Origin of the sequence: Corynebacterium sp. DNF00584, assembly GCF_001552965.1 — a bacterium.
Taxonomy (GTDB): Bacteria; Actinomycetota; Actinomycetes; order Mycobacteriales; family Mycobacteriaceae; genus Corynebacterium; species Corynebacterium phoceense.
In genome coordinates this window covers 116,891-135,460 of the sequence record NZ_KQ959765.1, presented here as the reverse complement: position 1 = coordinate 135,460, position 18,570 = coordinate 116,891, and the positions used below count along the sequence as shown (strand labels likewise).

19 protein-coding genes and 3 tRNA genes are annotated in these 18,570 nt (G+C 63.0%); 10 read left to right on the top strand and 12 right to left on the bottom strand.

All coding sequences use genetic code 11. The features are described 5' to 3' along the window. The first annotated feature begins 4 nt into the window (after positions 1–4). From HMPREF0307_RS10610 to HMPREF0307_RS10600, 3 genes are all read left to right on the top strand, one after another. The gene (locus tag HMPREF0307_RS10610; RefSeq protein ID WP_066492788.1) at positions 5–532 is read left to right on the top strand and encodes a GNAT family N-acetyltransferase; all 528 of its coding nucleotides are present in this window, start codon (positions 5–7) and stop codon (positions 530–532) included. A gap of 387 nt (positions 533–919) precedes the next feature. Then, positions 920–1,768 (top strand): polysaccharide deacetylase family protein, encoded by an 849-nt coding sequence (locus HMPREF0307_RS10605; RefSeq protein ID WP_066492787.1) that lies wholly within the window; start codon positions 920–922, stop codon positions 1,766–1,768. A 3-nt stretch (positions 1,769–1,771) separates the two neighbouring features. Further along, positions 1,772–2,317, top strand: coding sequence for a DNA-3-methyladenine glycosylase (locus HMPREF0307_RS10600; RefSeq protein ID WP_066492782.1), 546 nt, complete (start codon positions 1,772–1,774; stop codon positions 2,315–2,317). On the opposite strand, the gene HMPREF0307_RS10595 is transcribed toward HMPREF0307_RS10600, so the two are convergent. Then, on the bottom strand, positions 2,314–2,790 hold the full coding sequence (locus HMPREF0307_RS10595) for a MarR family winged helix-turn-helix transcriptional regulator (RefSeq protein WP_066492778.1): 477 nt from the start codon (positions 2,788–2,790) through the stop codon (positions 2,314–2,316). The two genes, HMPREF0307_RS10600 and HMPREF0307_RS10595, sit on opposite strands and share 4 nt — an antisense overlap. A 116-nt stretch (positions 2,791–2,906) precedes the next feature. Between HMPREF0307_RS10595 and HMPREF0307_RS10590 the strand changes: the two genes are divergently transcribed. Further along, on the top strand, positions 2,907–3,779 hold the full coding sequence (locus tag HMPREF0307_RS10590; RefSeq protein ID WP_066492774.1) for a DODA-type extradiol aromatic ring-opening family dioxygenase: 873 nt from the start codon (positions 2,907–2,909) through the stop codon (positions 3,777–3,779). Between the two features lie 166 nt (positions 3,780–3,945). After that, positions 3,946–4,746 (top strand): hypothetical protein, encoded by an 801-nt coding sequence (locus HMPREF0307_RS10585; protein ID WP_066492772.1) that lies wholly within the window; start codon positions 3,946–3,948, stop codon positions 4,744–4,746. Between the two features lie 67 nt (positions 4,747–4,813). Here HMPREF0307_RS10585 and HMPREF0307_RS10580 read toward each other — a convergent pair. From HMPREF0307_RS10580 to gyrA, 6 genes are all read right to left on the bottom strand, one after another. Then, a tRNA-Ala gene (locus HMPREF0307_RS10580) sits at positions 4,814–4,886 on the bottom strand. A 127-nt stretch (positions 4,887–5,013) separates the two neighbouring features. Beyond that, a complete protein-coding gene (locus HMPREF0307_RS10575) occupies positions 5,014–5,481 on the bottom strand; it encodes a hypothetical protein (protein WP_066492769.1) in 468 nt (155 codons plus the stop codon). A gap of 41 nt (positions 5,482–5,522) precedes the next feature. Further along, positions 5,523–5,595: transfer RNA gene (locus tag HMPREF0307_RS10570), tRNA-Ala, on the bottom strand. A gap of 7 nt (positions 5,596–5,602) precedes the next feature. Continuing rightward, positions 5,603–5,679, bottom strand: a tRNA-Ile gene (locus tag HMPREF0307_RS10565). 108 nt (positions 5,680–5,787) lie between these two features. Then, positions 5,788–6,126, bottom strand: a complete 339-nt coding sequence (locus HMPREF0307_RS10560) for a DUF3566 domain-containing protein (protein WP_066492763.1) — start codon at positions 6,124–6,126, stop codon at positions 5,788–5,790. Positions 6,127–6,129: 3 nt separating this feature from the next. Next, positions 6,130–8,724, bottom strand: coding sequence for a DNA gyrase subunit A (gene gyrA, locus HMPREF0307_RS10555; RefSeq protein ID WP_066492760.1), 2,595 nt, complete (start codon positions 8,722–8,724; stop codon positions 6,130–6,132). A gap of 79 nt (positions 8,725–8,803) precedes the next feature. On the opposite strand from gyrA, the gene HMPREF0307_RS10550 reads away from it, so the two are divergent. Genes HMPREF0307_RS10550 through HMPREF0307_RS10530 form a run of 5 tightly spaced genes read left to right on the top strand, consistent with a single transcriptional unit; the run spans position 8,804 to position 10,374 of the window. Continuing rightward, a complete protein-coding gene (locus tag HMPREF0307_RS10550) occupies positions 8,804–9,016 on the top strand; it encodes a CopG family transcriptional regulator (protein ID WP_066492756.1) in 213 nt (70 codons plus the stop codon). Then, a complete protein-coding gene (locus HMPREF0307_RS10545; protein ID WP_066492754.1) occupies positions 9,013–9,273 on the top strand; it encodes a cell filamentation protein Fic in 261 nt (86 codons plus the stop codon). Before HMPREF0307_RS10550 ends, HMPREF0307_RS10545 begins: the two co-directional genes overlap by 4 nt. Before the next feature lie 11 nt (positions 9,274–9,284). Next, positions 9,285–9,665, top strand: a complete 381-nt coding sequence (locus HMPREF0307_RS10540) for a hypothetical protein (RefSeq protein ID WP_066492752.1) — start codon at positions 9,285–9,287, stop codon at positions 9,663–9,665. An 8-nt stretch (positions 9,666–9,673) separates the two neighbouring features. Then, positions 9,674–10,111 carry a DUF6918 family protein gene (locus HMPREF0307_RS10535; RefSeq protein WP_066492751.1) on the top strand — a complete coding sequence of 146 codons (438 nt, stop codon included), beginning with the start codon at positions 9,674–9,676 and terminating at the stop codon, positions 10,109–10,111. 59 nt (positions 10,112–10,170) lie between these two features. Further along, positions 10,171–10,374, top strand: a complete 204-nt coding sequence (locus HMPREF0307_RS10530) for a nitroreductase family protein (RefSeq protein WP_066492749.1) — start codon at positions 10,171–10,173, stop codon at positions 10,372–10,374. Between the two features lie 130 nt (positions 10,375–10,504). Here HMPREF0307_RS10530 and gyrB read toward each other — a convergent pair whose 3' ends face one another. The 5 genes from gyrB to dnaA form a co-directional block, all read right to left on the bottom strand. Further along, positions 10,505–12,541 carry a DNA topoisomerase (ATP-hydrolyzing) subunit B gene (gyrB, locus tag HMPREF0307_RS10525; protein ID WP_066492747.1) on the bottom strand — a complete coding sequence of 679 codons (2,037 nt, stop codon included), beginning with the start codon at positions 12,539–12,541 and terminating at the stop codon, positions 10,505–10,507. A 135-nt stretch (positions 12,542–12,676) separates the two neighbouring features. Next, positions 12,677–13,228 carry a DciA family protein gene (locus HMPREF0307_RS10520; protein WP_066492743.1) on the bottom strand — a complete coding sequence of 184 codons (552 nt, stop codon included), beginning with the start codon at positions 13,226–13,228 and terminating at the stop codon, positions 12,677–12,679. Continuing rightward, a complete protein-coding gene (recF, locus tag HMPREF0307_RS10515; protein WP_066492740.1) occupies positions 13,228–14,406 on the bottom strand; it encodes a DNA replication/repair protein RecF in 1,179 nt (392 codons plus the stop codon). Before recF ends, HMPREF0307_RS10520 begins: the two co-directional genes overlap by 1 nt. Positions 14,407–14,418: 12 nt before the next feature. Next, the gene (gene dnaN / locus HMPREF0307_RS10510; protein ID WP_066492738.1) at positions 14,419–15,609 is read right to left on the bottom strand and encodes a DNA polymerase III subunit beta; all 1,191 of its coding nucleotides are present in this window, start codon (positions 15,607–15,609) and stop codon (positions 14,419–14,421) included. A gap of 697 nt (positions 15,610–16,306) precedes the next feature. After that, positions 16,307–17,950 (bottom strand): chromosomal replication initiator protein DnaA, encoded by a 1,644-nt coding sequence (dnaA, locus tag HMPREF0307_RS10505; RefSeq protein WP_066492734.1) that lies wholly within the window; start codon positions 17,948–17,950, stop codon positions 16,307–16,309. Positions 17,951–18,570 lie beyond the last annotated feature (620 nt).

Genomic DNA, 18,570 nt, shown 5'->3' with positions numbered 1-18,570 from the left:
GACTATGTCGACCGAACATTCTGACAATAATCCCGACGACCTCCCAGACAATCGTCTTGAGCTCCGCCCGACTACGGAAGCGGACCGCACCTACATCGCACGACTCAACTTCCTCACGGACACCTTCGGCGATGAGCACGGCACCGTGCCCGCCGAGTTCGATGAGGACTTCACCTTCTACGTTGATGACTGGCAGCCAGAGCGCGGCGGCTTCATCGCCTGGCGCGGCAACATTCCCGCCGGCGGCGTCTGGCTCAACTGGGGCACGGACGAGCGCCACGGCTATGGCCACGCCGAGCCCGGCATACCGGAGATCGCGCTCGCCGTCGAAGGCCGCTACAAGAGTCAGGGCATTGGCACCGCACTCCTCCATGCCGCTACGGAGCTCGCCCGTGAGCTCGGTGCCCCCGGCATCTCACTGTCCGTGAAAGACACGAACACCCGCGCTGCGCGTCTCTACCGCCACGTCGGCTTCACGGACATCCCCGCCTCAGACGCGCACGGCTATTCCATCCTTATCAAGCGTTTCTAGCTTGTAGAGGAACGCCTCCACGAGGATTCCTGCGCCCAGAACCACCGTGAGCCCCGACCGATTCGGTCGGGGCTCACGGTGACTCTTTCTCTCAAAGGTGTCCCATAAGCGGTGTCTCACGCCGCTACCCCGGGACCCGGGGCTCTCTCTATCTCTCTCAAGGTATGCGCCCTCTCACAAGCGCATGAACTCATTATGGAGGGCGTGGCTGACGAGAGCCGCACACACGGCTGCGTGGTTTCTGGGAGTTGCTGCCAGTTTTCCTGGCACAGGATCTTCGTCACTTCTGCCCCACTAGTTAACTCCTTTACCGTGTCGCTGCGGAAATGCGCCGATTTAAATGGCAGACTGTAGCTTTCCTACAGTCGTTTTCATAAAGGTGTTGCCGTGTCTCGTCGTCTTCCTGCTGTTCTTCTCGCGCTTGTTCTCGCTGCCGCGCCGTCTGCACAGGCGGATCCGCTACAGGACTTCGCGCAGATGAGTTCGCAGGCGCAAGGCTCATGGGACAAGGCAGTGCGCGACGCTGAGATTGCTGCCTATAACGCCCTGCCGAGTGAAGCACGTGCCTACGTGCCGGATCCACGACCGAAGGCTCCGGCAACGGACAAGGCCCAGAAGAAGCACAAGAGCGCTCGCCCCGCGTGCCCCAACTGTGTGGCACTCACCTTCGATGATGGCCCCGCGGCCAGCACAACCCAGTTGCTCGACATCCTGGACCGCCACGACGTCACTGCCAGCTTCTTCGTCCTTGCGCCCAACGCGAGTGCGCACCCGGAACTGCTGCGCCGCATGGAGGCCGCAGGCCACACAATCGGCAACCACACGGCGAGCCACAAGGAACTCAACAAGATGGATAAGGCCAGCGTGGACCGGGAAATCGCGGCGGGCAACGCCGCGATCAACGCCGCCGTCGGCCATGGCAGCCGCTGGGTGCGCCCGCCGTACGGCGCCACGAATGCCACCGTCGCGCAGTCCACGCGTGAAGCCGGCGCCGCCCAGGTCCTATGGAGCGTCGATACCCTCGACTGGAAGACGAAGAGCCCGCAGCAGACGTGCCAGACCGCAGTCAACGAGGCGCAGGCAGGCAGCATCGTTCTCATGCACGATATTCACCCGACCACGGTCGCGGCGGTCGACTGCGTCATCGACGGCCTCGAGGCCAAGGGGCTCACAGCGGTGAGCCTTGACGAGATGATTCCCAACCCACAGCCGGGCCGGACGTATACTCAGCGCTAAACCATGATTGATTTCAGCCAGCCCGCAGACGTCGTCGCACCGCAGCTCCTCGGCGCGGTGGTGCACTTTCATGATGTCGCGGTGCGGCTCACAGAGGTCGAGGCCTACCTCGGCGAACACGACGAGGCAGCCCACACCTTCAATGGGATGACCCCGCGCAACGCCACAATGTTTGGCCCGCCCGGGCGGCTCTACGTCTATACGTCCTACGGCATCCATCGCAATGGCAACCTCGTGTGTGCGCCCGAAGGCACTGGCCAGGGCGTCTTGCTGCGGGGCGGCGAGATTATTGGGGGCATCGAGATCGCCCACGCCCGGCGCGGAGAGACCCCGGACGTCAATCTGGCGCGCGGCCCGGGAAACCTAGGAAAGGCGCTGGGGCTCACGCTCGAAGATAACGGCGCGCAGCCGGTTATCGAGGAGCCGCAAGAGCCCGTCGAGTGGGTGCGTGGCCCGCGCATTGGCATCTCGAAAAACGCGGACGCCCCGCTGCGTTTTTGGATTCCGTTCGATAAAACGGTCTCACGCAAGCGGGGACTGCCCAGCTAGCAGCAGTCTTCTTCCTCGATGCCGATGGCGATGCGGTGCATGGCCTGCCCAAGCTGGCGCACCTGTGCGCGCGTGAGACGATCAATGACAATGCGGCGCGCGGCCTCGACGTGGCCCGGCGCAGTGGCAACGACGGTATCCCAGCCAGCCTCGGTGAGGATGGCAACGGTAAAGCGGCCGTCGGAGGGATCGGGCTCGCGGCGAACCCAGCCGTTCTTCTCCAGGCGGGTAACGACCTGGCTCAGACGCGAGAGCGAACCGCCCGTGATGTGCCCCAACGCGCTCATGCGCATGGTGTGCTCCGGTGCCTCAGACAGGCGCGACATGACGGTGTAGTCATAAAAGCTCATGCCTGCGTCCTTGCGCAGCTGACGGTCGAGCTTGTTAATGAGCTGGAGGTTTACATACATTAACGAGGAAAAAGCATCGAGCTCTTCCTCGTCCAACCAGCGGGGTTCCGACGGTTCATTCATGGACTCAGATTAACACACCCTAAACCTCATTCTTGCATGACAAGGGGTTGGAATAACTTTAACCTTGAAGCGTTGCATGATACGTTAAAGCTTGAAGTTAAACGAAGGAGAACGGCATGACCACCATCGCCGAAGCAATGAACCCTGCCCGCCCCGCTGGCGGCCTCTACGATCTGCGCGAGCGCACTATCCCCCTGGCGGGCCTGCGCCGCGAATGGGAGCTTTCCGATGGCCCCCTCCCCTCCCTGTTCATCAGCCACGGCGCTCCGCCGGCGCTGGGCGACCATGAGTGGATGAATGCGCTCTACGACTGGGCGCAGACCTTCCCCAAGCCGCGCGCCATCGTTGTGGTCTCCGCACACTGGGAAAATGCTCCGGCCGCGCTGAGCGCCTCTGCTGCTGGCACTCCGCTCTACTACGACTTCTCCGGCTTCGACCCGGAGTACTACACGCTCAAGTACGAGACCCCGGACGCGACGGATCTCGCCCACCGCATCGCAGGCATGCTCGGCTACCAACCGGTCTATCAGTTTTCGAACCGCGGTCTCGACCACGGCGCGTTCATCCCGGTCATGGCCATGTACCCGGCTGGCGACGTCCCGGTGCTCCAGGTTTCCATGCCGAGCCTCAACCCGGGCGATCTTCTCGATCTGGGCGAGAAGCTCCGCCAGCTGCGCCACGAGGGTGTCCTCGTCATCGGCTCCGGCTACATGACGCACTCCTTCGAGGTCTTCCGCAACCCAAACCGCGTTATGGGCTACCTCGATGCCTTCGACGAATGGGCCGCCGAGCACATCCACGCCGGCGATGTCGATGCCCTCATGGACTACATGAATAAGGCCCCGGCCGCCCGCATCGCGCACCCGACCGCGGACCACTACGTCCCACTGCTGCTCGCCATGGGCGCCGCCGATGACCCCCGTACCGCGCGCACCGTCTTCGAGCGCCTCGGCCTGGGCAACCACATCCGTTCGGTAGAGATACGCTAGGGCCCTCCTCCGGAATTTTTCGCCGACGAAGCCTTCAGATCTGCATGGATCTGGAGGCTTCGTCGGCAAAACGCCCGTGCGCTCCACCTCCTTGCCGTCGGACCAGCCCGGTGGTAAAAACGGCAGAAGCCGACAGCACCGTCGGCGTTGCCCCGGGGAGAACACCATGGACTTCATCACGCACGGCCCACGTGCCACCTTCACTATGGACTGCGACGGCTACGTCACCGCTCAGCACACGACGCAGATCGCAGCGCTGCACGACATCTGCGCACACTATCTGCCTGAGCTCTTCATGGACTCACCCGCCTGGAAGGAAATCCGCAGCTTCCTGAGCCAACCGCTCGAGGGCTGGTGGTACGTCTTCGGCCACAGCGTCGTCGTGCCCGTCGCCACCGAGGACGAGCGAACGACATTCTGGGTACCGGGCTCCGAGAACACGGTCTCCGCGGCCTCAGACCTTCTCCGCGGGCCGCTGCCCGCTGAGCCGGCGTGGTCCGGCGAGCGGCTCTTCGAGTCGCCGCTCGAGCTGCCTGCAGCCCCTGACCTCGACGCCCTGCTCGCGGCAGCGTACGGCTACCCCATCGTCTTGCGCCCCGGGCACTGGTACACCGACGGCACGCGCCCGCTATGCTACATCGACAACGCGGCCGGCTTCTGGTCGCCCACCACCAAGGAGCCGCTGGTCGCTGCTGGTATCGCCTCCCTCGCTCCGCTCGACGTTCCGCCGGTGCGTGAGCCCGACGACTTCCTTGAGGGGCTCTCCGCTGATCCCGCCGACCACATCCCCGGCTCATGGTGCATCGCGGAGGGCGTCTCTGACGCGAACTTCGTCTTCCTCCATCGCGCCGATGATTCCGGCATCACTGTCGTCGACATCCGCCCGCACGCTGCGGGACCACGCGTCCACACCCTCAACGCTGGACGCGTGACGGTGAGCACGACAGACCGCGTCGATATCCCGTAGAGGCCGGCTTTGAGCGCATACGCACAAATCCTCTCCGCAGCAAGGTGCGGAGAGGATTTTCCAGTTGTGGAGCATAGGGGAATCGAACCCCTGACCTTTGCATTGCGAACGCAACGCTCTACCAACTGAGCTAATGCCCCAGTACCTGAAAACGGTACTCCTGCTCACTTGGATTTCAAAACTGCGACAATATGGCGTTAGTCGCGGGTCAGAACCGCCAAGGCCCGATGATTGACGAATACTTTCCCTCGGCCAACCCGGTTTTCCTCAAGGATCCCCAGCGCCGTCGGAGAGATCGGAGTCGCCGGGCTGAGTCTGCTGCATGTAGAGGAAGGCGGGGTGGCGCTCATACATGTCAAGCACATTGTTGATGATCTGGTTCTGCGAGTGGCCGTACACGTCGAAGCCCAGCGAGCCGGTGAGGCCGTAGACCTCGAGGCGATAGTAGAGGTCGGACGAGGGGGCATCGGAAGCCTCGTCGAAGTCAGAGCGCTCAGCGGCGACGGGGAAGAGCTGGAAGCGGAAGTTGCGCTCGTGCTCGAGGTCGGCCTGGCGGTCGAGCTGGGGGCAGGTCGAGCTCAGGGAGCTCGCTGGTGGGCAGGAGGACCTCGTAGCCGCGGGCGCGCATCTGCATGGCGACCTTGTGGAGGGCCACGGTGGCGGTTTCGCGCAGGTAGGTGTCCATCTCCGCCGTCGTGGGGAAGGCGTTGACGCGGTCGAGGCGGCGCCCCGCACACCACAAAGACCCGGCACCTTGCGGTGCCGGGTCTTATCTGTGGAGCATAGGAGAATCGAACTCCTGACCTTCTGCTTGCAAAGCAGATGCTCTACCAATTGAGCTAATGCCCCATGTTCCTGGTGGGCCTAGCAAGAATCGAACTTGCGACCTCATCGTTATCAGCGATGCGCTCTAACCGACTGAGCTATAGGCCCTCATTGCGGAACGAGATGTAACTTTACATAGTAACCACGCAATTACACAAATCGCCTGGTTAAGACATAAAAAGCGCCGACCCAAAAGGCCGGCGCACATGCAACGGATTAGTAGTCCGTCAGCCGCAGAACGAAGCCGCCAAAGAGGTCGACGACCGCGTTGTATATCACGGCCAGCAACGGCGCGAGGATGGTCATGAGTACCGCCATGATCGCCCCGAAGAGCGCGCCGATGGACAGGACCATGCCAAAGGTGATGGTGATGCCACCACCCACGTCGCCGATGAGGCTATTGAGTGAGTCCCACACGCCAGCCATGTCCATGCCGAACCACACGAGGCACAGCGCGAGCAGCCAGGCCACCAGCCCGATGAGCGAGAAGGCCAGGCCGACGCGGAACGCAGAGAGCGGTGCGATGCGCTTGAGCGTTACGTCTCGTCGTGCCATGAATTACTCCTCGGTATCGGTGTCAGCGTCAGAATCAGCGTCGGCGCCAGAGTCCGCAGCCGGGGCACCCGGGAGGTGCTCCTGCTGGACGTCCTCGACGGTCTTCTCACCCTTGGCGACGGCCTCCGCGTTTTCCTCGCCATCATCCTCGACGTTGCGGTCGATGGCAAGCAGCTCGACGCCCTCGGCGAGGTCAACGAGGCGCACGCCCATGGTCGCGCGCGAGGACGGGCGAATCTGGCCGACCTCAGTGCGCACGACGCCGCCAGCAGAAGTGATGGCGAAGATCTCGTCATCTTCCTCGACGGCGATGGCGGAGATGAGCTTGCCACGCTTCGGGGTGTACTTGAAGGTCATGACACCAAGGCCGCCGCGGCCTTGCTGCGTGTATTCCTCGATGGCGGTGCGCTTGCCGTAGCCGCCGGAGGTAGCCACGAGCAGGAACTGGCCGTCGTTGACGACGGACATGCTCAGCAGCTGGTCGTCGCCGCGGAAGCGCATGCCCTTCACACCGGCGGTCGCGCGGCCCATCGGGCGGAGCTGATCATCATCTGCGGTGAAGCGAATGGCCTGGCCCTGTTCAGAAGTGAGCAGGATGTCGTCGCCCTCGGAGACGAGGGAGGCACCGATGAGCGCGTCGCCCTCGTTCAAGTTGATGGCGATGAGGCCAGCGGAGCGCGCGGACTCGTAGTCGGTGAGGCGCGACTTCTTCACGCGGCCCTGCTGCGTAGCGAGGACCAGGTAAGGAGCGTCCTCGTAGGACTGAATCTGGATGACCTGGGCGATCTTCTCTTCCGGCTGGAACTCCAGCAGGTTAGCCACGTGCTGGCCGCGGGCGGCGCGACCTGCCTCGGGCAGCTCATAGGCTTTGAGGCGGTAAACGCGGCCGAAGTTGGTGAAGAAGAGAATCCAGTCGTGCGTGGAGCAGACGAAGAAGTTCTTCACGATGTCGTCCTGCTTGAGCTCCGCGCCGCGCACGCCCTTGCCGCCGCGCTTCTGCGACTTGTACGAGTCGACCTTCGTGCGCTTGGCGTAGCCGGTAGACGTGATGGTGACAACGACGTTCTCGCGGGCGATGAGATCCTCGTCCGTGACGTCGCCGGTGGCGGCCACGATGCGGGTGCGGCGCTCGTCGCCGTACTTCTCGACGATCTCGACGAGCTCGTCGTGGACGATCTGACGCTGTCGCTCCTCGCGGGCCAGGATATCCTTCAGATCCGCGATCTCGCGCTCGATCTCCGCCAACTCGTCGATGATCTTCTGGCGCTCCAGGGCGGCCAGGCGGCGCAGCTGCATGGCGAGGATGGCGTCTGCCTGGACGTCGTCGACGTCGAGGAGCTGCATCAAGCCGGTACGCGCCTCGTCCACGGTGGGCGAACGGCGAATAAGGGCGATGACCTCGTCGAGCATGTCGAGGGCCTTGACCAGACCACGCAGGATGTGGGCGCGCTTCTCGGCCTCATCCAGGCGGAACTGGGTACGGCGCACGATGACCTCGATCTGGTGCGCCACGTAGTAGCGCAGCATCTGGTCGAGACGCAGGGTGCGCGGCACGCCGTCCACGATGGAGAGCATGTTCGCGCCGAAGGAGGTCTGCAGCTGCGAGTGCTTGTACAGGTTGTTGAGCACCACGCGGGCCACGGCGTCGCGCTTCAAGGTGACAACAATGCGCATGCCCACGCGGTCCGAGGATTCGTCTTCAATCTTGGAGATGCCCGCGATCTTGCCATTAGCCACGGACTCCGCGATATTGGCCACCATGTTGTCCGGGTTGACCTGGAACGGCAGCTCGGTAATGACGATGGTCTGGCGGTTGCCCGCCTCCTCAATGGAGGTCACGCCGCGCATGCGGATGGAACCACGGCCGGTCGTGTACGCATCCTTGATGCCCTGGTCGCCCACGATGAGGCCGGCCGTCGGGAAGTCCGGGCCCTTCACGCGCTCCATGCACGCTGCGAGCGCTTCTTCCTCGGACGCATTCGGGTTGTCAAGCAGCCAGTAGATAGCCTCGGCCAGTTCGTTCAGGTTGTGCGGCGGGATGTTCGTCGCCATACCCACGGCGATGCCGTTCGAACCGTTCATGAGCAGGTTCGGCACGCGGGACGGCAGGATGTCCGGCTCCTGGGTCTTGCCGTCGTAGTTCGGGGAGAAGTCCACGGTGTTTTCGCGAATATCGCGAACCATCTCCATGGCCAGCGGCGTCATGCGGCACTCGGTGTAACGCATAGCAGCCGGGCCGTCGTTACCGCGGGAACCGAAGTTTCCCTGGCCGTCGACCAGCGGGTAGCGCATGTTCCACGACTGCGCCAGGCGGACCAGCGTGTCGTAGATGGCGGAGTCGCCGTGCGGGTGGAACTGACCCATGGTGTCCGAAACCGGGCGTGCGGACTTCACGTAGCCGCGCTCCGGGCGGTAGCCGGAGTCGTACATCGCGTAGAGAATGCGGCGGTGCACCGGCTTCAGGCCGTCGCGCACCTCAGGCAACGCGCGGCCGACGATGACGGACATGGCGTAGTCGATGTAGCTCGACTCCATCTCCTCGTTGATATCAATGGGGTGAATGCGATCAAAAAGATCGCCGTTGTTGTCATCACTCATAACCGCTGATTCTACCCTCTACAGCCCGCAGAAGCCTCGAACCGCACCCGAACGGTATCACGGTGATACCATCTCCATCATGGCCATGACCCTTCGCCTCACCCCCGACCAAGACCACGCGCTCACCCTGCTCGCCTCCGCGCAGGGCACGAGCAAGCACGAGGCCGCCGTGCGTGCCATCGTCACCGCCGCGGCCCGCACGCTTTCCGATGCCGCCGTCCAAGCCACCGCCCGCGAGCTCCTGCCCGGACGCGCCGCCCTGGAGGCCGAAATCCGCAGGTCACGCGCATGAGTCCCGAGCAAATCCTCCTCATCGCACGGGAGTTCTGCGCGCGTTACGGCACAACGGTGACGGACTTTGCGGCGCTGGTGGCGGGGGCATCGGCAAGCGCGGCGAAGGTAGAAGGAATCCCCGTCCACGCCGACGCGCGGCAGGCGGCCGCGGCCCTGCGGCGCGTGCTCATCGCGGTCCCGGCACTGGGGGCCTACAACAAAGAATTCGCCGATTATTGCGCCCAGGTATTCCTCCGTGTCGCCGCAACCAGGTAAGTTAGACGTTTATGAAGTTCAAGAATCTCGCTGCTGCCGCGCTCACCGTCACCGTACTGGGCGCTGCCGTCCCTGCTGCCTCCGCTGACACCGCCCAAGACCTCATCAACAACAACCAGGGCAAAGGCTTCCAGCCGGGCAAGGACGGCGACTCGTTCACCGGTTCCTCGCTCACGGACGTCGCTTCCATTGCCGTGCCGTCCTTCCTCGGAGTCAAGCTCATCGCGGACAACACGCCGCTCAAGGATCCGATCAACGCATTCGCACAGCAGGTGGGCCTGGGCGGTTCCTCCACGGGCATTTCCTTCGACCTCGAGCAGCTCGCTCGCAACGCTGGCCAGCCGCAGATCGCCGACCAGATTGCCGCTTTCAAGGCCGGCTCGTCCCGCTAGGAGTACGCATGTCTCACCTTTCCCAGCTTCTCGACGGCGCGACGCGTCAGGCCGTCATCAACGACGTCGCCCAGCTCATCGACACCGTCGTCGCTGAGCAGTCCGGTATCACCGGCATGGCAATCAAGGGCGCGGTCTCCGCAGCAAAGAAGACGGATGCCAACGTCCTGTCCAAGGTCGTCGCGCAGGTCCTCCCGGATGTCCTCGGCGAGCTCGAGCCCACGTGGCAGGAGTTCGAGGCCTCCGGTCAGTCTGACTTCGCTGCGTTTGTGGAGCCGCGCTCCGAGCAGATCGCGGGCTCGATCATGAACATCGCGGACAACAAGTCCCAGCAGGTCAACAACGGCGCGTTCCTCAAGGCGTACAACGCGCTGCGCGGCAAGGCCGTGAAGATTGTGACCCCGCACGTGCCGGCGCTCGCCCGCACGCTCGCAGCGCACATGTAACTTCACTGCGTTGTCTGCCCCGTCTTCGGACGGGGCTTTTCGCGTGTAAGGTAGCGCGCATGCTTTCTGAAGAAAACAATTCCTTCTCCGGTGTCGGTTCCTTTTCCGGGTTCGTGCGTGCCCGCCACTCCCCGCGCTCCTACCTGCCAGACGTCGTCCCCACCGAGGTCATCCGCGAGGTCCTCCTCGACGCACAATCGGCACCGTCGAACTCCAATACACAGCCGTGGAACGTCCACGGCATCGAGGGCCTCGAGCTCTAACGCTCCTCCGCCGGATTTCAGAACGACGAAGCTCGCAGATCCGCGAGTTTTTCGCCGCTGTGTGTTCTGAAATCCGCGCCCACAACGACGAAAGCCTCCGGACCACATCCGGAGGCTTTGTCATGCGTGCTTAGACGTCGAGGAAGCGAACGTCCTTCGCGCGGCGGGTAATGAAGGAACGGCGAGCCGAGACATCGTCACCCATGAGGATGGAGAAGAGCTCGTCGGCGCGCTGCGCGTCTTCAAGGTCGACGCGGCGCAGGATACGGGTGGACGGGTCGAGCGTGGTCTCCCACAGCTCGGACGCATTCATCTCGCCCAGACCCTTGTAGCGCTGGATGCCGTCGTCCTTGTTGATCTTGCGGTTGTTCTCCAAGCCCTCGGCGAGCAGCTTGTCGCGCTCGTCGTCAGAGAAGGCGTAGCCGGGCTCGCCCTTGCCCCACTTGAGCTTGTACAGCGGCGGATTCGCCAGGTAGACGTGGCCGTCCTCGACGAGCTGCGGCATGAAGCGGAAGAGCAGCGTGAGCAGCAGGGTCGCGATGTGCTGGCCGTCGACATCGGCATCGGCCATGAGCACGATCTTGTCGTAGCGCAGCTTGGAGATGTCGAACTCCTCGTGGATACCGGTGCCCAGAGCCGTGATGATGGCCTGAACCTCGGCGTTCTTGAGGACCTTGTCCATGCGGGCCTTCTCCACGTTGAGGATCTTGCCGCGCAGCGGCAGGATGGCCTGGAACATAGAGTCGCGGCCGGCCTTGGCGGAACCGCCTGCGGAGTCGCCCTCCACGATGTAGAGCTCGGAAATCTTCGGGTCCTTGGAGCGGCAATCCGCGAGCTTGCCGGGCAGGCCGCCCAGGTCGCCGGCGGACTTGCGGCGCACGAGTTCGCGCGCCTTGCGAGCCGCAGCGCGAGCGTGTGCGGAGGACACAGCCTTGTTGATAATGACCTTGGCCTCGGCCGGGTTGGCGTCGAACCAGTCATTGAGGTGCTCGTTGACGGAGCGCTGGACAAAGCCCTTGATCTCAGAGTTGCCGAGCTTGGTCTTGGTCTGCCCCTCGAACTGGGGGTCACCGACCTTGACGGAAATGACGGCGGCAAGGCCCTCGCGGCAGTCATCGCCCGAGAGGTTGCCATCCTTTTCCTTGATGAGCTTGTGCTCCTTCGCGTAGCGGTTCATCAGGGAGGTGAGCGCCGCGCGGAAGCCCTCTTCGTGCGTGCCGCCCTCGTGCGTATTGATGGTGTTGGCGAAGGTGTGGACGGACTCCTTGAAGCCCTGGTTCCACTGGAGAGCGACCTCGACCTCGTGGTCCTCGCCCTTCACGTCGAAGGCGACGATGGTCGGGTGAATGGCCGTCTTGTTCTTGTTCAGGAACTCGACGTAGTTGAGGAGGCCCTGCGGGTAGTGGTAGGTGACTTCCTTATTCTTCTTCGCCTTCGACTCTTCCTCAGCGGTGGCCGACTCTTCCGCGTCGAGAGCATCGAGGCTCACGGGGGCATCACCAGCGTCGGCGATGGCCTCGAGCTCGGCCTGCTCGGCCGACATGGTGCGGTGGTCGCGCAGGACGATGGTGAGGCCCTTGTTGAGGAAGGCCATCTCCTGGAGACGGCGAGCGATGGTGTCCCAGTTGAACTCCGTGGTCTCGAAGATCTCGGCGTCCGGCCAGAAACGGATGGTGGTACCGGTGCCACGGGCGTTACCGCCCTCTTCGAGTGGTGCAGGGATGGCATTCTCGAACTTCTGGTACCAGTGCTTGCCGTCGCGTTTGATCTCGGCTTCGACGCGGGTGGACAGGGCGTTGACGACAGAAATACCGACGCCGTGGAGGCCGCCGGAAACGGCGTAGGACTCAGAGTCGAACTTGCCACCGGCGTGCAGCTGGGTCATAACAACCTGGACGGTCGGAGCGCCGGAGGCGTGCATCTCGACCGGGATGCCGCGGCCGTCATCGATGACCTCGACTCCGCCGTCATCGAGCAGGGTGACGGTGACCTTGGTGGCGTAGCCTGCCATGGCCTCGTCAACGGAGTTGTCGACGACCTCCCAGATGAGGTGGTGCAGGCCGCGTACACCAGTGGAGCCGATGTACATGCCGGGGCGCTTACGGACGGCCTCGAGGCCCTCAAGGATCGTAATTGACCCGGCGTCATATGCGTGTTCTTCAGCCACGGAAACGTGTACTCCTTTTGGCTAGCAATAAATTTTAGACCCTGACTATCTTACACCGTGTCCCCCTACTGAGAGGCACCCGAAACCCGTCAGACACCCAAATTTGGCGCTTTTTGAGGGTGTGACAGAAGTGAACTATCCGTAGGTGTCATCAGAGCCTTGGCGCTTGACCCACCGCGGACCCTGATAGTTACGGTGTTGCTTGGGCCCGGTAATGCGCAGCTCAGCGATGATGTCGGGGCCGATTTCAGAAGCAATCTTTTGTAGGATCTGGCGTTGCATCATGCGCAGGTTGGTCGCCCACGTCGAGGCATCACACGAGACGGTAAGGACCTTCTCTTCAATCTTCTCGGGCCGGCAGTGCGCGGCGTTGAGTTCGCCCACGACGTGGTCCCAGTGGCCGAATATCCAACCGTGCCCCAGTTCATCCTCCCAGCCCTGGTCACGCACGGTGCGGCGCAGGACGTCCCCGAGCTGCGGCACGCCGATGCCCCGTCGCTTCGCGTAGCCGTCCGCGCCAGTCTCCCGGCCGAGATGTTTCACGGCGCGGCGCGCAGCGCGCTCGTCAAGGGTGCTCGCGGGCTTGGGCTCGGTAAGCCGCAGACGCGCGACCGGCTTATTGAGCCGGGGTGGATTCTTCGAGGCGGCGCGGGCGGCGTCGACGGCATCCTGGATAAAATCGCCCATCAGTCGCCTACCTTCGCGATATGCGAGATGCGGCCGGCGCCCTCCGGCAGGTCTTCGACCGTGACCTCGTAGCGCACGATGGGCTCGAGGTTGCCCGGCAGGTCTTCATCGACGGCGGCGGTGATGAGCACCTGTTCAGCCTCGGCGGCGAGGTGGACGAGCTTTTCACGACGCTTCGCGTCGAGCTCCGCAAAGACGTCGTCGAGAACAAGGATGGGATCCGAGGCGCCCGAGCCATCCGCCGCGCGCAGGATGCGGAACTCGGCGAGGCGCAGGGAAATCGCATAGGACCAGGTCTCACCGTGGGAGGCGAAACCCTTCGCTGGCTGCGTGCCGAGGTGTAGCAGGAGGTCATCACGATGCGGGCCCACGAGCGTCATGCCGCGCTCAATCTCGCGCTGGCGCATGGAGGCGAGCTCCGTGAGCAGCAAGGCCTCGAGCACGCTGCGGTCCGAGCAGTCGATGGAGGACTTGTACTCCACGTGCGCGGGGCGCGACTCGGGCGCGAGTCCGGCGTAGGAGTCTGCGATCTGCGGCGCGAGGGCATCGAGAAGCTCGAGGCGTGCGGTCATGACCTGGGCACCGAGGGTGGCCAGCTGCCCGTCCCAGACGTCGAGTGTGGACAGCGCCGCGGCGCCGTCATCGTCGCGGTAGCCGCGGCGCAAGGCCTGGGAGGCGTTCTTGAGCAGGGCGTTGCGCTGCTTGAGCACCTTGTCGTAATCCGCCTTGACGCCAGCTAGGCGTGGGCTACGCGAGGCAATGATGTTGTCGAGGTAGGCGCGGCGCGTGGCTGGCTCGCCGCGCACGAGCCCCAAGTCCTCGGGCGAGAAGAGCACGGTCTTCACCACGCCGAGCAGCTCGCGCGGGGTGGACAGGCGCGTGCGATTAATTTGCGCCTGGTTGGCCGCATGCGGCTTGATAAGCAGATGCGTAGTGAGCTCGCGGCCGTGGTTGACGACGGTGAGCGAGACGCGGGCGTTCTCCGCGCCTTCGCGCACGAGCGGGGCGTCGTGGTTGACCCGGTGCGAGCCTAGGTGTGCGGTATACCCAATGGCCTCGACGATATTGGTCTTGCCAAAGCCGTTGCGGCCGACAAAGAGCGTGATTCCCGGGGTAAGCGCGAGCTTGAGCTCGGGCCACGACCGGAAATCGCGCACGTTGACGTCGCTGACGTACATAAAACCTTCTGTTTAGCCCGGCAGGCGGACCGGCATGAGCAGGTACGTGAAGTTCGTCTCCGGCGTGGGGAAGTTGCCGTCTGCGTCCGCTTCCGGAAGCGACTCCGGCTCAGGGATCATGATCGCCGGGCGGGAGGGCTCGGTGAAGCCAAAGACCACGCGGTCACTGTGCATGACCGCGAGGCCGTCCTTGAGGTAGCCCGGGTTGAAGGCGATGATGAGCTCGTCCGGACCGGCGAAGGCGCACTGCAAGGTTTCCTGCGCCTGGCCGGAATCCGAGCCTCCGGCCTGGAGGACGACCTGGCCCTCGGAGAAGTGCATGCGGATCTGGGCGTTGCGCTCCGTAAGCAACGAGACACGGCGGATGGCGTCCTGAAGGGCAGAGACTTCCACGTTGGCGATGGCGGTGTGCGTCTTAGGCAGCAGCGGCGCGACATTCGGGAAGTCTGCGTCAAGCATGCGCGTGGTGGTTTCGCGGGCCTCGGTATGGAGGCCGAAGAGGCCATCGGCCGCGATGTTCTCGCTCGTACCCACGGCGATTTCCACCGGAGTGTTGAGGTGGGTGTCGAGGGAGCGCGCGCTGTCCTGCAGGGTCTTCGCTGGGACGAGGAGATCAGCCTCGACGGACTCGGAGACCGGCTCCCACTCGACGGTGCGCATGGCGAGGCGGAAGCGGTCCGTGGCGGTGAGCTCGATGGAGGGGCCCTTCACCGACAGGTGGATGCCGGTGAGCATGGGCAGCGTGTCATCGCGACCCGCGGCAGCGGCGACCTGGCTCACGGCTTCGACGAAGAGCTGCGGGTTCATGCGGCCAGTGAGCTCCGGCAGCTGCGGCAGCTGCGGGTAATCCTCGAGCGGGATGATGGGCAGCTCGAAGCGGGAGGAGCCACACGACACGAGGACCTTGGTGTTGTCATCCGCCTGGATGTCGACCGGCTTATTGGGCAGAGAGGAAACAATGTCCGCGAGCAGCTTGCCGGCGACGGCCGTAGTGCCCGGGGTCTCGATCTCAGCAGGGATACGCACGCGCGTGGAGACCTCGTAGTCAAAACCCGTGAGTTCCAGACCGGACTCGTCAGCCGTGATGAGCATGGCACGCAGAACCGGCTGAGTGACCTTGGACGGCAGGCTGCGTGCTACCCATGCGACGGCGTTCGCCAGATCATCCTTGGCCACACGGAACGACACGGGAGTGGTGTCCATCGTTGCGCATCTCCTCAATTGTTGTAACGCGCTGCTGGGCGGGCGCCGCAGGCACGTAAATACTAGTAATTCGGTATTCCAACTTACCGCATGGGGAGTGCGCGGGTGGGCCTAAGGATAGGGGCGAAATAAAGCTGCGCGCCTTATTGAAAATCCCCTCGAACCCTTAATGAAAATAGACCAGGCACAAAGGCGAATGGCCATTCGTACGCCCCGCCGGGCGAACGAGGCCCGATTTCACACACCCCATTTCTCGCGAAATCCTTCTTGAGAAAAAGGTAGTAGTAGTAATAGGCGGTGTGGAATCTGTGGATAACCCTCGATCGGCGCTCGTCACCGGCGCTTTTCGGGGTGTCAACAGTGGTGTGAGATCGCTGTGATCAACGCCAAACTTCTGTGATCAACTTTTTTGCATATGAAGTTATCCACAGATAAGCCCGAGTTGATCAATCGTTATGCACGTGACTGATCACAGCGGCGCGGGCGCCGGGGCTTGCTTGCGGAATCGCTCAAAGTGAGCGACAACACCTAATTACAATAGTGGAATTACACAGTTGTCACAAGCCCTGTGGAATTTAGTCCGCGCAGGTGGACGCCCCATTCCCCGGCGTGCCTGTGGATAGCTTTGTCTACAGGCGGCCCTAAAACGCCGAAAACCGCCTCCCCGGAGGGGGAAGGCGGCATCGGAAAGCGAGGTTTAATGCCCGCCGGACTGGACGCGGGAGGTGAGCTCCTGGATTTCGTTGTAGGTCTGGCGGTTCTCGTTCATCTCCTTGGAGATCTTGCGCACCGCGTACATGACCGTCGTGTGGTCCTTGCCGCCGAACTCGTCTCCAATCTTGGGCAGGGAGAGCTCGGTGAGCTCGCGGCAGAGATACATCGCGAGCTGACGCGCGTGGGCGATGGCGCGGCGCTTGCCGGCACCGCGGAGATCGTCCGGGTCAATGGAGAAATACTCGGCGGTGGCCTCGATGATCGCCGCGGCCGTAATCTGGCGGCCAGCGTTATCCGGGACGAGGTCGCGCAGCGCGATCTCCGCCATCTCCATATTGATCGGCTCATTAACAAGAGAGGAATACGCAGAGACACGGATGAGCGCGCCCTCGAGCTCGCGGATGGAATTCTCGAAGCGTGAGGCGATGAGCTCCAAGACCTCGCGGTCGATCTGCGTGCCATCCGCTGCGGCCTTCTTCATGAGAATGGCGATGCGCGTCTCCAGGTCCGGTGGCTGAATATCCGTAATGAGACCGCCCTCGAAGCGGGTGCGCAGGCGGTCTTCCAGCGTGGTGAGCTGCTTGGGAGGACGGTCCGAGGACAAAATGATCTGCTTGTTGGCCTGGTGCAACGCGTTGAAGGTGTGGAAGAACTCCTCCTGCGTGGACTCCTTGCCTTCCAGGAACTGGATGTCGTCGACCATGAGGATATCGAGGTTGCGGTAGCGCCGCTTGAAGGACTCCTGGCGGTCATCACGCATGGAGTTAATGAAGTCGTTGGTGAATTCCTCCGAGGATACGTACTTCACGCGCAGGCCCGGGTGCAGGAGTTTTGCGTAATTACCAGCCGCGTGGAGCAAGTGCGTCTTGCCCAGGCCGGAGCCGCCCCAAATAAACAGTGGGTTGTAGGCCTTCGCCGGGGACTCCGCGACGGCGACGGCCGCGCCGTTGGCGAAACGGTTGGAGGAACCGATGACGAAGTTCTCAAAGGTGTGCTTCGGGTTGAGCGAGGTCTCGCGGTTGGGATCGTGCGCGGGAACCTCACGCTTGATGCGTCCCGCCTGCTCAGCGGCGGTTTGCTGGGGTCCCTGCTGCACGCCGGCCGAAGACCCCTGCGCCATCTGGTGCGCGATCTCCCGGGCGGAGCGCTGCGCGGCCTGCTGCGTGTTATAGGCATCGGCCAGTTCGTCTAGGCTCGCCGGGCCTGTGGGCTGCTGGGTGGCATACGTGTCATTCCAGCTGGTCGCCGAGGTCTGTGCCGGGCGCGACGCGAGCTGCGAGGCATCCATCTGCTGCGGGCGGTGCGGGGGCTCCGGTTCCGGCTCGGGTTCGGGCTCTGGCGCCGGGGCCGCGACGGACACGGCCAGGGAGAACGGCCGGCCGAAGTAGCGCTGCAGGGCGTCTTTGATATGTGAGCCCAATTCGACCTCGAGGATCCGCTTGGCCTTGTCATCCACTGTGGCGAGGAAGGCGTAGCCGTTATCAATCATGAGCGGCTGTGCGAGCTGGAGGTAGATGCGCTGGTTGTGAGTGAGCGTGGGCACGGAGGAATCCGGACGCTCCGATCTTTCGATGAGATCGGCAACGACGGCATGCCACGTCTCGCTGGTGTTGGTGGGCTGTGTCATGACGCGGCCTAGGCTCCTGGGGTGAAATATAAGAGAACGGACATTTTATGCAGCGAACAGCGGCGCGATTTTCACCGCGCCGCCGCCGGGTTTTCACCGGGCCATTCACAGGGCGGAAGTGCAGGCCACGGGGGTTATCCCATACTGTTATGCACAGTTGTGGAAAACTTTGTTATCCACAGGGTAGCAGATGCTTGTGGATAACTTTATATTGAGCCAACGGGTTTATGAGCTGCGGTTTTGGCATTTCCTTCAAGTTATACTTGAAGGTTATCCACAATTGTCCACAGGGTTTCACGGGCTGTTGACCTTGGTTAGATACCGTTTTACCGCGCCTAGACCACAGGTGTCTAACGGTCTGTCCACAGCTTATGAATGGGCTCAGACATCATCCGCGGGTTGCGCGCCGATGCTGCTGGCAGCCGCCCCGATTTGCCCCGTGAGCTGGGAGAAAAAACAATCTTGTAATTTCGGGTGTACCCGTGTGTCGATTTGGATCGGCGCCTACCTATCACGTAATCTGTCATGGTCTATCGCAGCTAAAGCTGTGCGTGAGAGCTCGACTCCCATCTCACCCTTTGGGGGGCGCATTTTTATCTCGCGAATATCAACCAACGCGC

What these genes read in the sequence shown, in the direction of transcription:
- HMPREF0307_RS10540 (WP_066492752.1), top strand. Translation starts at nt 9,285, where the DNA reads ATGAAGTTCAAGAATCTCGCTGCTGCCGCGCTCACCGTCACCGTACTG.
- HMPREF0307_RS10585 (WP_066492772.1), top strand. Translation starts at nt 3,946, where the DNA reads ATGGACTTCATCACGCACGGCCCACGTGCCACCTTCACTATGGACTGC.
- HMPREF0307_RS10550 (WP_066492756.1), top strand. Translation starts at nt 8,804, where the DNA reads ATGGCCATGACCCTTCGCCTCACCCCCGACCAAGACCACGCGCTCACC.
- HMPREF0307_RS10560 (WP_066492763.1), bottom strand. Translation starts at nt 6,126, where the DNA reads ATGGCACGACGAGACGTAACGCTCAAGCGCATCGCACCGCTCTCTGCG.
- dnaA (WP_066492734.1), bottom strand. Translation starts at nt 17,950, where the DNA reads ATGACACAGCCCACCAACACCAGCGAGACGTGGCATGCCGTCGTTGCC.
- HMPREF0307_RS10610 (WP_066492788.1), top strand. Translation starts at nt 5, where the DNA reads ATGTCGACCGAACATTCTGACAATAATCCCGACGACCTCCCAGACAAT.
- HMPREF0307_RS10535 (WP_066492751.1), top strand. Translation starts at nt 9,674, where the DNA reads ATGTCTCACCTTTCCCAGCTTCTCGACGGCGCGACGCGTCAGGCCGTC.
- HMPREF0307_RS10590 (WP_066492774.1), top strand. Translation starts at nt 2,907, where the DNA reads ATGACCACCATCGCCGAAGCAATGAACCCTGCCCGCCCCGCTGGCGGC.
- gyrA (WP_066492760.1), bottom strand. Translation starts at nt 8,724, where the DNA reads ATGAGTGATGACAACAACGGCGATCTTTTTGATCGCATTCACCCCATT.
- recF (WP_066492740.1), bottom strand. Translation starts at nt 14,406, where the DNA reads ATGTACGTCAGCGACGTCAACGTGCGCGATTTCCGGTCGTGGCCCGAG.
- HMPREF0307_RS10530 (WP_066492749.1), top strand. Translation starts at nt 10,171, where the DNA reads ATGCTTTCTGAAGAAAACAATTCCTTCTCCGGTGTCGGTTCCTTTTCC.
- HMPREF0307_RS10595 (WP_066492778.1), bottom strand. Translation starts at nt 2,790, where the DNA reads ATGAATGAACCGTCGGAACCCCGCTGGTTGGACGAGGAAGAGCTCGAT.
- HMPREF0307_RS10520 (WP_066492743.1), bottom strand. Translation starts at nt 13,228, where the DNA reads ATGGGCGATTTTATCCAGGATGCCGTCGACGCCGCCCGCGCCGCCTCG.
- HMPREF0307_RS10600 (WP_066492782.1), top strand. Translation starts at nt 1,772, where the DNA reads ATGATTGATTTCAGCCAGCCCGCAGACGTCGTCGCACCGCAGCTCCTC.
- HMPREF0307_RS10545 (WP_066492754.1), top strand. Translation starts at nt 9,013, where the DNA reads ATGAGTCCCGAGCAAATCCTCCTCATCGCACGGGAGTTCTGCGCGCGT.
- dnaN (WP_066492738.1), bottom strand. Translation starts at nt 15,609, where the DNA reads ATGGACACCACTCCCGTGTCGTTCCGTGTGGCCAAGGATGATCTGGCG.